Origin of the sequence: Zeaxanthinibacter sp. PT1 (genome assembly GCF_028464225.1) — a bacterium.
Classification (GTDB): domain Bacteria; phylum Bacteroidota; class Bacteroidia; order Flavobacteriales; family Flavobacteriaceae; genus Zeaxanthinibacter.
Map to the genome: position 1 here is coordinate 1 of NZ_JAQPCN010000001.1, position 13,570 is coordinate 13,570.

The window sequence follows — 13,570 nt, forward strand, 5'->3', positions numbered from 1 at the left end:
GGAGGTGCCTCTCAAGATGTGGATCTAGTTTCTCTTTTAGGTACTGATGATCAAAACGCCGATGAAGTACCTTACGATCCAACCATATCAGGGCTTACTGCAACAGATACGCAGGCGGCTATTGATGAGATCGTTACTAATGGGGTTTCGGGTCACACAGGTATTGAAGGCTCTATTTTTTTTGCAGACAATGTTTCGGGTAATCCAACTGAAGATAACTCCAATTTTTTCTGGGATGATAATTTAGACCGGTTGGGAATAGGCTTAAACACGCCTTCAGCATCCCTTCATGTTGGTGGTGAAACTAGATCGACAAAATATACAGCCCTGGGTGGTAGTGCAGGTTTACCTAGCTACAGTTTCTCAGATGATACCGATTCTGACACTGGAATGTTTCTACCAGTTATGAATCAAATTGGCTTTACAACAGGAGGTAGCGAGAAAGTTAGAATTAATTCAGTAGGTGATGTCGGTGTTGGGACAATAGATCCCAGTTCGACATTAGATGTCGATGGATCAGTAGCAGCTGGTGCACGAACAGCAAGTGGCACTATTAATATAGGGAAATCTGATTTCACAATTTTGATAACCGCTAATAACACTACTCTAAATCTGCCTGATCCTTTATTTGTGCCTGGAAGAATTTATATTATCAAAAACCCAGATGCTACATTTACCAATGTTACTATCGATACCTATAAAAATAATACAAATACAGATACCACAACAATCAATGCAGGTAGCACAGTCTGGCTACAAGCAATTGGAGGTGAATGGCACCAAATAAATAATTAAGTGAAATATTGTATTTTAAATGTTATTCTATTGCTGGGTTGTTTCTCGATATCAGCCCAAACCGCCCTCTACAACAGCGGTAACATCCGCATTCACGAAGGGGGCATCATCGGTTTCCATACCGACCTGATCAACGACGGCAGTTTTGACGAGAACCGAGGATTGGCGGGCTTTTACGGCACTACGCCCCTCACCCTCTCCGGGGCCTTTATGCCCTTCTTTTTCGATACGGAATGGGCTAATGATTCGGGCGTAGACCTGGAGACCCCCGTAAGCGTTATCAATAATGCGAATTTCATTACAGGCGATGTGCGCACCCCCAGGAATATGCGCGATATCTTCCTGAATTTTATGCAGGATGGCTTTTATAACGGGGAGACCGATTTTACCAAAGTAGATGGCTATGCGGCCGTCACCGGCCAGGCCAGTTTTATATTCCCGGTAGGTACCTCTCAGCAGCTGCGGCCACTGACGCTTAACTCGGACAGCCCCAACACCCTGGCCCGTTGTGCCTATTTTGCCGAAAATCCCAACAACCCCTCTACCTTCCCTCCTTTTAATACCGAGATCCGCGCCCAGACCATCAGCGGGATCAGCCAGGTGGAATTCTGGCGATTGGAAGGTACTGTGCCATCGACCATCACCCTCAGCTGGAATCCCTCCAGCGGGATCGCGGCCCTGGCCCCGGAACTGGAAATGCTCACCATCATGGGCTGGAGCAAACAGGCCAGGCGATGGGTTTCCCTGGGTCATACCGTGGTTTCTGGAGACCTGGAGAACGGTTTTATTTCCTCGGCGAGTTTTGTACCGGACGAGTACGAGATCATTACTTTTGGCAGCCTGGCCGAACCCTCAGATATTTTGGCATTACCCAATTATATCCTGACCCCGAACAATGACGGTATAAACGATTTTCTACAGATCGACGAGCTGGAACAGAGCCCGGATAACAGTCTTTCTCTCTTTGACCGGAATGGATTATTGGTTTTTAAAGCGGCGCCTTACCTGAACAATTTCAACGGCTTTTCTAACGTGGATAACCTGGTTATCAACAGGGAACAAGGATTACCGGAGGGCATCTATTATTACGTCCTGGAAATGTTTGACCTGGGCCTGCAATACCAGGGATTCCTATACCTTGAGAGGTAGGCGATTACTTACATCCGCATATCGGTAAACCGCAGCTTTTTGGGGTGATTTGAACTACTCTGTTAAATTCACCACAAGATAGACGCGCTTCACAACAATTTCTTCAGCTTCCCTTGCTGTTGGCCTATTTTCACGAGGTAAACCCGGATTTTATCCAATAGCTGACCAATGAGATTATTTTACTTACTTCTTATCCTCCTTTTCCTGGGGCTGAACTCGGCGCTTGCACAGGTGAAGATAGGGGATGATATCAGTACCATACACCCGGCTTCGCTACTTGAGCTGGAGAGCAGTACCAAAACCCTGGTGCTGTCCAGGGTCACCGATGTCCAGATGCAGCGTATCAAACCCCTGCAGGGGGCTTTGGTGTTTAACACCGATACTAAAGACATTTACTACTACAGCGGCACCCAATGGACACGTTTCAGTACTTCCGGCGGGAATGGCGGCTCCCCTAATTTTACATTTACCGACAACGGGGACGGTACTTTTACCATCCATTACACCGACGGCAAATCCTTTACTTCCCCGGACCTTACCGGACCCCAGGGGGAACAAGGGCCCATGGGACCCGAAGGTCCGCAAGGACCGCAGGGTCCACAAGGAGAAAAAGGAGACCAGGGTGATGTAGGAGCTACAGGACCGCAAGGACCGCAGGGTCCACAAGGAGATACAGGGCCGCAGGGTGATATTGGACCCGAAGGACCTCAAGGGCCAGCAGGACCTCAAGGTGATGTTGGACCAGCAGGACCCGCAGGAGTTGACGGCGCTGATGGTGCTCAAGGACCAGCTGGGCCAGAAGGGCCACAGGGAGAGCAAGGTCCGCAAGGAATACAGGGTGAAACTGGACCCGAAGGACCACAGGGACCCATGGGACCCGAAGGTCCGCAAGGACCGCAGGGTCCGCAAGGACCGCAGGGTCCGCAAGGTGATGTCGGACCAGCAGGTCCGCAGGGACCAAAAGGTGACCCGGGAGCAGACGGTGCCGATGGCGCACAAGGACCACAGGGAGAAATCGGACCACAAGGGCCACAAGGAGAAACCGGACCGACAGGTCCACAGGGACCAAAAGGCGATACCGGGGCTGTTGGACCAGAAGGACCACAGGGACCAGCAGGATCTGACGGTAACGATGGTGCTCAAGGACCAGTAGGCCCACAGGGACCAAAAGGTGATCCGGGAATAGACGGTGCTACAGGACCAGCCGGACCGCAGGGAGAGCAAGGTCCGCAAGGAATACAGGGTGAAACTGGACCCATGGGACCCGAAGGTCCGCAAGGACCGCAGGGTCTGCAAGGAGAAAAAGGTGAGCAAGGTGATGTAGGTCCGACAGGAGCTACAGGACCGCAAGGACCAAAAGGTGACCCGGGAGCAGACGGTGCCGATGGTGCACAAGGACCACAGGGTGAACAAGGTCCAGAAGGTCCACAGGGACCCATGGGACCCGAAGGTCCGCAAGGACCGCAGGGAGAAAAGGGTGATACTGGTGCTACAGGACCCGAAGGGCCACAAGGAGAAAAGGGTGATCAAGGAATTCAGGGTGAAGTCGGACCCCAGGGACCAATCGGTCTTACAGGACCCCAGGGTGAAAAAGGAGACAAAGGCGACCAAGGAGACCAAGGTATACAGGGAATCCAGGGAGAAAAAGGAGACAAAGGCGACCAGGGTGATCAAGGTATTCAGGGTGAAGTCGGGCCTCAAGGACCAATCGGTGATACAGGACCACAAGGTGAACAAGGACCACGAGGTGAAAAAGGAGATACCGGGGTCCAAGGACCGCAAGGAGAACAAGGAATCCAGGGAGAAAAAGGTGACAAAGGTGAAACAGGGCCTCAAGGACCAATCGGTCTCACAGGACCCCAGGGTGAACAAGGTATTCAAGGTGAAACCGGACCGCAAGGGCCAAAAGGAGATACCGGGGCGACTGGTGCAACAGGACCGCAAGGACCCACGGGACCCGAAGGTCCACAAGGACCGCAGGGTCCACAAGGAGACACAGGACCGCAGGGAGACACAGGACCGCAGGGACCAAAAGGTGACCCGGGAGCTGACGGTAACGATGGTGCTCAAGGACCAGCAGGACCCCAAGGTCCACAAGGAGACCAGGGCCCACAGGGTGAAACCGGGCCGCAGGGTGATATTGGACCAGAAGGACCACAGGGACCCACGGGACCCGAAGGTCCACAAGGACCGCAGGGTCTGCAGGGAGAAAAGGGTGATACCGGTGCTACAGGACCCGAAGGGCCACAAGGACCCATGGGACCTGAAGGTCCGCAAGGACCGCAGGGGTTACCAGGTGCTGACGGAGCTCAAGGACCGGCAGGACCGCAGGGACCAAAAGGTGATCCGGGAATAGACGGTGCTACAGGACCAGCCGGACCGCAAGGTCCTCAAGGAGAAAAAGGTGACCAGGGTGACGTAGGTCCAACCGGAGCTACAGGACCTGATGGACCACAGGGAGAGCAAGGTCCGCAAGGAATACAGGGTCCACAAGGAGAAAAAGGAGACCAGGGTGATGTAGGTCCGACAGGAGCTACAGGACCGCAGGGACCAAAAGGTGACCCGGGAGCAGACGGTACCGATGGCGCACAAGGACCAGCTGGACCGCAGGGGCCACAAGGTGAAGTTGGACCAGCAGGTCCGCAGGGACCAAAAGGTGACCCAGGAGCAGACGGTAACGATGGTGCTCAAGGACCAGTTGGACCAGAAGGCCCACAGGGAGAGCAAGGTCCGCAAGGAATACAGGGTCCACAAGGTGATGTTGGACCAGCAGGTCCGCAGGGACCAAAAGGTGACCCGGGAGCAGACGGTGCTGATGGTGCTCAAGGACCACAGGGTGAACAAGGACCCGAAGGACCGCAGGGATCAAAAGGTGACCCAGGAGCAGACGGTGCCGATGGCGCACAAGGACCACAGGGTGAACAAGGACCAGTTGGACCACAAGGAGAAACAGGACCACAGGGACCCATGGGACCCGAAGGTCCGCAAGGACCGCAGGGTCCGCAAGGTGATGTCGGACCAGCAGGACCCGCAGGAGCTGACGGCGCTGATGGCGCTGATGGCGCACAAGGACCAGCTGGACCGCAGGGGCCACAAGGTGAAGTTGGACCAGCAGGTCCGCAGGGACCAAAAGGTGACCCGGGAGCAGACGGTAACGATGGTGCTCAAGGACCAGTTGGACCAGAAGGCCCACAGGGAGAGCAAGGTCCGCAAGGAATACAGGGTCCACAAGGTGATGTTGGACCAGCAGGTCCGCAGGGACCAAAAGGTGACCCGGGAGCAGACGGTGCCGATGGCGCACAAGGACCACAGGGTGAACAAGGACCCGAAGGACCGCAAGGACCCACGGGACCCGAAGGTCCGCAAGGACCGCAGGGTCCGCAGGGACAAAAGGGTGATACCGGAGCTACAGGACCCGAAGGGCCACAAGGACCGCAGGGTCCAGCAGGTGCGGACGGTAACGATGGTGCTCAAGGACCAGTTGGACCAGAAGGCCCACAGGGACCCATGGGACCCGAAGGTCCGCAAGGTCCGGAAGGACCGCAGGGTCCTAAAGGTGATACCGGGGCCGTTGGACCACAGGGTCCGGCCGGGCCACAAGGCCCTGCGGGGGCAGACGGCATACAGGATAACCTGGCAACAGCCAACCTGGTACAGAATCCTGAAAACCGCACCTACAATATGAATGGCCAAAAGCTGGGAATGACCAACGGGATGATGGGGGTAGGAACGGTCAACCCTACCTCTACCCTGCATACTACAGGTTCCTTTGCCACTCCTATTCGCAGTATAAGTGGTCCGACAGCATTAACGGTGAATGACCATACCCTTATTCTGACCGGGACAACCGAATACATCATTACCCTACCTGTCGCCAGTACCTGTATGGGAAGAATCTATATCCTTAAAAATATTGGTGATAAAGATATTTTTACCAATACGCCCTATCTGGATGACAAGGGAAATATTGCGAACAAGATTGATAAAGACAAAATATTCTGGCTGCAAAGCGACGGCACCAACTGGCACCTGATTAACAAACCATAATGAAAACAGTAATTTTTTCATTACTATTTTATCTACCCCTTATCCTGTTGGGGCAGACCAAGGTGCGCAACAGCGGGAACCTGAAAGTTTTCGATGGCGGGAAGCTGGGACTGCATACAGACCTGGTCAACGATGTATCTTTTGACCAGAATAACGGGCTGGTGGGCCTATACGGCGAACAATCGCTGCAGATCACCGGGGCCACGGCTCCTGTATTCTACGACCTCGAGATCGCAAATACCCATGGCATCTTGCTAGACCTGCCTGTGGGGGTGCGGAATAACGCCAACTTCATCGAGGGGGATTTTATCGCTTCACGGAAACACACCCTGGTATACGTCAATTTCCTTCGATCCTCTTTTTACGTGGGCGAATCCGATTTTTCTAAAGTCTCCGGCTATGCCTACGCCAATAATACCAAGTCGTTTACCTTCCCGGTTGGAGATGATTATCGTTTACGGATTTTAAGCATCGATGCAGATACAGAAGCTGAGTTACTCAAATGCGCTTATTTTTTCGAAGATCCCAACGCCTCCAAAACCCTGGACCTCAGCTTTAACACCTCTAAAAAACTGAACACCCACCTGGAAATCAGCGATAAGGAATTCTGGCGCCTGGAAGCGGAAAGCCCCATGAGGGTCACCCTCAGCTGGGACACCAAAAGCAACATAGGCAGGCTTGCCGAGTACGTGACAGATCTAAAAGTGGTTGGTTGGAATAAGCAGCAACAAAAATGGGAAGACCTTGGCAACACCTATGTCAATGGCGGCTTGGAATACGGATCGGTCCGCTCCCGGCCAATTATACCTGATGATTACGAAGTACTCACTTTAGGGGGTAATTCTGAAATCCTGAATACCTATGATACTGTAGAACTGGATAACTATTACCTGACCCCTAATGCCGATGGTAAAAATGACCGCCTGAAGATTGAGGGAGTAGAAAATGCACCTAACAATCACATACAGATCTTTGACCGTTACGGGGTGATGGTGTATTCGAGGGATAATTACCGGGACGAATTTGAGGGGTTCTCTAACCGGGAACAGGTGGTACAACGCAATAAAGGTTTAGAGCCCGGTATTTATTTCTACATTATCACCCTGCACGATCTTCGAATGAAAAAACAGGGGTATATGTATCTCAACCGTTAATAAGCCGGACTGTATTAATTACTTAAGCAGTCTTATAAATACTTTGTAAATTTGATCGGTTAGTACTTTGTACTAACCTATTTAATGATCACACTTCTTACTTAACCCTGACCTATGCATCGCAGATCGTTCCTCAAGAAAAGTAGTATTACCGGCCTGGCCATCGGTTTTATACCCGCCTCCCTCTTCTCCCAACAAATAGATTTCAGCGTGGAGGAACTTATGGGTAAAGCCGATATCGAACTTTACGGGGATGGTTTCCAGGCCCAGAAGGAAACTTGTGATGCCTTTATGGCTATGAAGGCTGCCGCCTACCAGGATGGGATAGATCTGAAAGTAGTATCCGGATACCGCAGTTTTGACAGGCAGGAAGCCATCTTTGAGCGAAAATACCAGCAATACACGGATGAAGGTATGGAGCCATTAGAAGCCATAGACCGGATCATAGAATACTCGACAATTCCGGGGACAAGCAGGCATCACTGGGGCACGGACCTCGATATCATAGACGGCTACCCCAAGGCTGAAGGGGATGTGCTGGTCCCGGAGAAATTTGGTCCCGGCGGACCTTATGAATTGATGAAAAAGTGGATGGATGAGAATGCTGAAAAATTCGGTTTCTACCTGGTTTACACGGACCAGCCTAAAAGACGGGGCTTTAAATACGAACCCTGGCACTATACATATGCCCCGGTATCCATACCCATGCTGACCGCTTTCCGCAAAAAAAATATCCTGTCACTCTTGGAAAAAGAGAACTTTTTGGGCAGTGAACATTTTACTACAGGGTTCATAAAAAATTATATACAGGACAATATTCTGGACATCAATCCTAAATTGCTTTAAGCTTTTTACTTACTTTGTAATAGTGCTTAAAATGTGAAAGTTATGCGATTTGGCAAATGGCAAATCCGGATTTTTATAGGGCTGGCCATCGTGGCTTTTGCCTTCATTCAACGATGTAATAACAAGGAAGAGAATCCTTATACCGGTCGCGTTCAGAACATCAACATGACCGCAGAACAGGAGATCGCCATTGGGCTGCAGAGTGCTCCGGAAGTTGCACAAATGCATGGCGGACTCTACCCGGACGAACAACTACAGGCGCAAGTAGACCGCGTAGGCCAGTCCCTGGTCAGGAACAGTATCGCCCGGGAAACTCCTTACCAGTATGAATTTCACCTCCTGGCCGATGAACAAACCATCAATGCATTTGCGTTACCCGGGGGACAGATCTTTATCACCTATGCACTTTTTTCCAAATTAAATGAAGCCCAGCTAGCAGGTGTGCTTGGGCACGAGATCGGCCATGTCATCGGGAGGCATTCCGCAGAGCGAATCGCGGAAAGCAACTTCTGGAAGACCGTTTCTATGGGCGCCAGTGTTGGTGCCGATGCCGGCAGTATTGTCAATGAAATTGGACAAAACACCTTATTGAAGAACGGTCGTGGAGATGAGCTGGAAAGTGACGAACTGGGGGTGCTTCTTATGCTGCAAACCGGGTATGAGCCCGAAGAGATGATCCACGTTATGCAGATACTGAAAGATGCCGCCGGACCTAACCGCGCTCCTGAATTCCAGAGTACCCATCCCGATCCGGAGAACCGCATAGAGCGTATCAGGGATGCCATTGAGCGCTTCAGGGAAGAGCGTCCGGGCACTTCATCGTAAATACCTGGCAATTGGTCGTGTAGTTACAATATTCCCCCCTTAGAAAATAGGTTATGGAACATATTTGGCTATCTTTGAGTAGTCTCCAAATCTATTAATCGCCTCAAATTTAACCCTTATAGCTTTTCATTAACTCGAAAAAAGACTATATGGGAACACTATTACACTTTAAAGACCTGTATTTTCAGGCATTTGAAAATTGTAAGCCGGAAATTATAGTGGTCTTGTTAAAAGGCTATTCCCTATTCTGTGCTCTAATGCTCACCATGGCTGTGTACGCTTTCTTATACAGGGCGTTCACCGGCTTTGAATTCTGACATTTACTCTTTTACTTGAACACTATATCAGTAAGTGTTGTGATATAATAACCCTGCAGCGAATCCTGCGGGGTTCTTATGTTCATAAGCCTCCTTTTACTCCCTCATTTATTTAAAATACCGCATCTTTTACATCCTTATTTTAGTAATCTTTCAATGATATACCGCGCTATGTCAAAAAGATGGCAGCAATCATGGTATTAGCTCTTAATACCCTTATTTTTGACAGCCTTAAGCACAAAGACATGAATAATAAAGTTATACTGATGATCCTCGATGGATGGGGAATTTCACCTGATCCGAAAGTATCGGCCGTGGCTAATGCCAATACGCCCTTTATCGATTCCCTCTACCGGGATTATCCCAATTCTGAATTACTTACCGATGGAATGAATGTTGGCCTCCCTGAAGGTCAAATGGGTAACAGCGAAGTGGGGCACATGAACCTGGGGGCCGGAAGGATCGTATACCAGGACCTGGCCAAGATTAACCTGGCCGTTGCGGAGAATACCTTAAAAGATGAAAAAGTGCTTAAAGATGCTTTCCTGTATGCCAAGGAAAACAATAAGAAAGTGCATTTCCTCGGCCTGTTGAGCGACGGGGGTGTTCACAGTCATACCAAACACCTGGAAGGACTGATCAATGCAGCGGATAGTTACGGTGTCCCCCAGGCCTATGTTCACGCCTTTACGGACGGGAGAGATGTGGATCCCAAGAGCGGAAAAAAATTCCTGAGCGAGCTCGAGAATTTCTGTAAGACTAAAAATACGAGCATTGCCTCGGTGATCGGGCGATATTATGCCATGGACCGGGATGATCGTTGGGAGCGTATCAAAATGGCCTACGACCTGCTGGTAGAAGGCAAGGGCGAACCGTCGCGGAATATTGCAACGACAATGCAGCACAGCTATGACGAAGGGATTACCGATGAGTTCATCAAACCTATTGTCATGACCGATGAAAATGACCAGGCCCTGGCCACCATAGAAAATGGCGATGTGGTCATCTTCTTTAATTTCCGTACAGATCGCGGGCGTGAACTTACAAAAGTACTTTCCCAGCAGGATATGCACGAGTATAACATGCACAAGCTGGATCTCTATTACGTAACCATGACCAACTACGATGAGTCCTTCCAAGGCGTCAAAGTAGTCTATGATAAAGACAATATTGAGAAAACCCTGGGCGAAGTCATTTCTGCTGCGGGCAAACAACAGATCCGTATCGCGGAAACAGAAAAATACCCCCACGTGACATTCTTTTTTAACGGTGGGCGAGAAGAACCTTTCCCGGGAGAAAAACGCCTCCTCTGCCCTTCTCCCAAAGTGGCCACCTATGATCTGAAACCGGAGATGAGTGCGTACGAGATCAGGGATGCTATAATCCCTGAATTAGAGAAAGGGGAAGCATCATTTGTATGCCTGAATTTTGCCAACCCGGATATGGTTGGGCATACCGGGGTTATGAAGGCAGCCATTAAGGCCTGTGAAGTGGTTGATGAATGTGCACGGGATGTGATCCTGGCCGGACTTAAAAACGGGTATTCTTCACTGGTGATCGCTGATCACGGTAATTGCGACACCATGATTAACCCGGATGGCAGCCCCAATACGGCACATACGACCAACCCGGTTCCCCTGATCCTGGTAGACCCGGACCGTCAGTTTATTGAGAACGGGGTCCTCGGGGACATCGCTCCGACTATCCTGAAAATGATAGGTATTCCCAAACCAGAACTTATGGATCGCGAACCTCTGGTTTAACAAAACTGTGAGGTTCTCTTAAGACTGCTTTAAACCGGCTATTTCACCAATTATATTACCTTTGCAACTTATGGTAAAAATTAAGACAGCCGAAGAAATAGAACTGATCCGCGAGAGCGCATTGGTCGTATCCAAAACCCTGGGGATGATCGCTTCCGAGATCAAACCGGGAGTATCTCCCTTGTACCTCGACGGACTTGCGGAAACCTTTATCAGGGACCATGGCGCAGAGCCCGGGTTCCTGGGAATGTACGATTTTCCCAATACCCTGAATATGAGCCCTAACGCACAGGTGGTGCACGGCATCCCGAACGACACCCCCCTGGAGGATGGCGATATCATATCTGTGGACTGCGGTGCTTTAAAAAATGGCTACTACGGTGACCATGCCTATACTTTCGAGGTAGGTGATGTTGCACCGGAAACCAAAAAGTTATTAGCGGTTACCAAGGAATCCCTCTACGTTGGGATCAGGGAATTTAAACTCGGGAACCGCGTCGGTGATGTCGGTTTCGCCATTCAGCAGTTCTGTGAAAGCCATGGCTATGGCGTTGTCCGCGAATTGGTAGGACACGGTTTAGGCACCGAACTTCATGAAAGCCCGGAAATGCCCAACTACGGCAAAAGAGGTCGGGGAAAAAAATTCGCTGACGGAATGGTAGTGGCAATAGAACCCATGATCAATATGGGAACAAGACGTATCCGTCAACTGAAAGACGGATGGACCATTCTGACTGCAGACGGGAAACCCAGCGCCCATTTTGAGCATAATATCGCCCTGGTAGACGGCAAGCCGCAGCTGTTATCCACCTTTAAATATATTTACGATGCTCTTGGCATTGAAAGCGACGAGGAGAAAGAGTTCAGGCAGGATAAACAAACGGTTTAACCTACAGGAGACCCGTGAAGAAGATCTTCCGAATTTTCCTGAATGCCGTTCCCAGGCCCTGGCTCATTAAACTGAGTTATGTCATTAAACCGGTCCTGGCCGTTTGGCTCAGGGGATCGCGTTATATGGACCCTATAGACGGGAAACGATTTCGTTCATTTTTACCCTATGGCTATGAACAGCCCAGGGAAAATGTACTCTCCCCTTCTACCCTTTCCCTGGAAAGACACCGGCTGTTATGGCTGTTCCTGAAACAACACACCAATTTTTTCCAGGCACCGCTCAAAGTATTACACTTTGCCCCGGAACAGGCCTTTTATAAAAGATTCCGCCAACTAGAGAACCTAGAGTACACTACCACGGACCTCAATTCTCCCCTGGCAGATGTAAAAGCCGACATCTGTGAGCTGCCATTTGAGTCTGAGTCTTTTGATGTCATTTTCTGTAACCATGTACTGGAGCATATCCCTGATGATAAGAAAGCATTAGCAGAATTGTACCGGGTGATGAAAAAAGGCGGCTGGGGAGTGTTCCAGGTGCCTCAAGACCTTGAGCGGGAAAGTACTTTTGCAGATCCAACGATCACTGATAAGGCTGAACGAGCCAGGATCTTCGGTCAATACGATCACGTGCGAATTTATGGGAAGGATTATTTTGACCTCCTCAGGCAGGCGGGGTTCAGCGTCAGCGAAATAAAACTGGGGGAGAAATTAAGCCCGGAAAAAATTGACTACTACCGGCTTGCCCAGGGTGAGATCATTCCTTTTGTAGAAAAATTATAGTTCCACCACCATCTTTCGAAATCCGGGCGTAAGGTATTCCCGGGTATCCCCTTTCTCATCCAGGTAGATGATATAAGCCTCCAGGCCTTGCTGCTCTTCCAACAGCTTCTTAGACCGATCAAGTTCCATTGCCATAAGCGCCGTAGCATAGGCATCGGCCTCGGCGCAACTGTGAGCAATTACAGTTGCTGCTAGAACATTAGAATCCCGGCCATAGCCACTTAAAGGATCAATAGTATGTACATACTTCTTACCACTTACAGAATCTACCCTGAATTTGCGGTAATTCCCGGATGAGGCCAAGGCTCTGTCTGTAAGACGGACTGCCTTTTTCAGGGCTCTCTCCCCCGTGACCTGAGGATCGTCGATCCCTACTACCCATGCCTTCTTCTTTATCAGGTTCTGACCTCCTGCTACGATTTCACCCCCCACTTCGACCAGGTAATCTGAAATCCCTTTTTGCTCTAACATCAGCGCAAGCCTGTCAATGGCATACCCCTTGGCAATTGCATTAAAATCAAAATAGATCTGTGGATAGGTTTTCCGGATGGTATTACCCGATTCCAGGGATACTTTATTGAAACCGACATATTGTAATAGGCTATCTACCTCCGTACTATCCAATTCCATGGCCTGCCCGGGACCAAATCCCCATGCATTGACCAGGATTCCCACCGTGGGGTCAAAAGAGCCCCCTGTTGCCTCATACACCTCTTTAGACAACTTAAAAACATCCTTAAACATATGATCAACGACTACAGCACTGTCGCCATTGTTAATCCTGGAGATATCAGAGTCTTTCTGGTAGGTAGACATGGACCGGTTGATCACAGCGAATACAGAGTCGATCTCCTGCTGGTAATTTCTTTTTTCCTTGGCGATGTAGGTGATATTATAAGAGGTGCCTAGCGCTGCCCCGGAATTGTAATTAAGCTCCCATTCCGATTCCCCTGTGCAGGATAGCAATAGGAAACATCCTAGAAATATTAGTAGTTTATCCATA

General features: G+C 50.0%; 11 protein-coding genes. 10 read left to right on the forward strand and 1 reads right to left on the reverse strand.

Features of this window, described 5'->3' with window-relative positions; genetic code table 11:
* The 10 genes from PP178_RS00005 to PP178_RS00050 all read left to right on the forward strand — a co-directional run.
* Positions 1-795 (forward strand): hypothetical protein (locus PP178_RS00005; protein WP_272592258.1); only part of this gene is annotated, 795 nt, incomplete at its 5' end.
* Positions 796-1,944, forward strand: coding sequence for a gliding motility-associated C-terminal domain-containing protein (locus tag PP178_RS00010; protein ID WP_272592259.1), 1,149 nt, complete (start codon positions 796-798; stop codon positions 1,942-1,944).
* A gap of 168 nt (positions 1,945-2,112) precedes the next feature.
* On the forward strand, positions 2,113-5,991 hold the full coding sequence (locus tag PP178_RS00015; RefSeq protein ID WP_272592260.1) for a collagen-like protein: 3,879 nt from the start codon (positions 2,113-2,115) through the stop codon (positions 5,989-5,991).
* Positions 5,991-7,145, forward strand: coding sequence for a gliding motility-associated C-terminal domain-containing protein (locus PP178_RS00020; protein ID WP_272592261.1), 1,155 nt, complete (start codon positions 5,991-5,993; stop codon positions 7,143-7,145). The genes PP178_RS00015 and PP178_RS00020 overlap by 1 nt, the downstream gene beginning before the upstream one ends.
* Positions 7,146-7,259: 114 nt before the next feature.
* On the forward strand, positions 7,260-7,991 hold the full coding sequence (locus PP178_RS00025) for a M15 family metallopeptidase (protein WP_272592262.1): 732 nt from the start codon (positions 7,260-7,262) through the stop codon (positions 7,989-7,991).
* A 42-nt stretch (positions 7,992-8,033) separates the two neighbouring features.
* Positions 8,034-8,816: a M48 family metalloprotease gene (locus PP178_RS00030; RefSeq protein WP_272592263.1), complete on the forward strand. Its 783-nt coding sequence runs from the start codon at positions 8,034-8,036 to the stop codon at positions 8,814-8,816.
* A gap of 149 nt (positions 8,817-8,965) precedes the next feature.
* Positions 8,966-9,133, forward strand: coding sequence for a DUF6747 family protein (locus PP178_RS00035; protein WP_166636678.1), 168 nt, complete (start codon positions 8,966-8,968; stop codon positions 9,131-9,133).
* A 245-nt stretch (positions 9,134-9,378) separates the two neighbouring features.
* Positions 9,379-10,896 (forward strand): 2,3-bisphosphoglycerate-independent phosphoglycerate mutase, encoded by a 1,518-nt coding sequence (gpmI, locus tag PP178_RS00040; RefSeq protein ID WP_272593599.1) that lies wholly within the window; start codon positions 9,379-9,381, stop codon positions 10,894-10,896.
* Between the two features lie 70 nt (positions 10,897-10,966).
* A complete protein-coding gene (map, locus tag PP178_RS00045) occupies positions 10,967-11,785 on the forward strand; it encodes a type I methionyl aminopeptidase (RefSeq protein ID WP_272592264.1) in 819 nt (272 codons plus the stop codon).
* Between the two features lie 14 nt (positions 11,786-11,799).
* The gene (locus PP178_RS00050) at positions 11,800-12,567 is read left to right on the forward strand and encodes a class I SAM-dependent methyltransferase (RefSeq protein WP_272592265.1); all 768 of its coding nucleotides are present in this window, start codon (positions 11,800-11,802) and stop codon (positions 12,565-12,567) included.
* On the opposite strand, the gene PP178_RS00055 is transcribed toward PP178_RS00050, so the two are convergent.
* Complete coding sequence (locus PP178_RS00055; RefSeq protein WP_272592266.1) at positions 12,562-13,569, reverse strand: FAD:protein FMN transferase; 1,008 nt, start codon at positions 13,567-13,569, stop codon at positions 12,562-12,564. The genes PP178_RS00050 and PP178_RS00055 overlap by 6 nt on opposite strands.
* Position 13,570 lies beyond the last annotated feature (1 nt).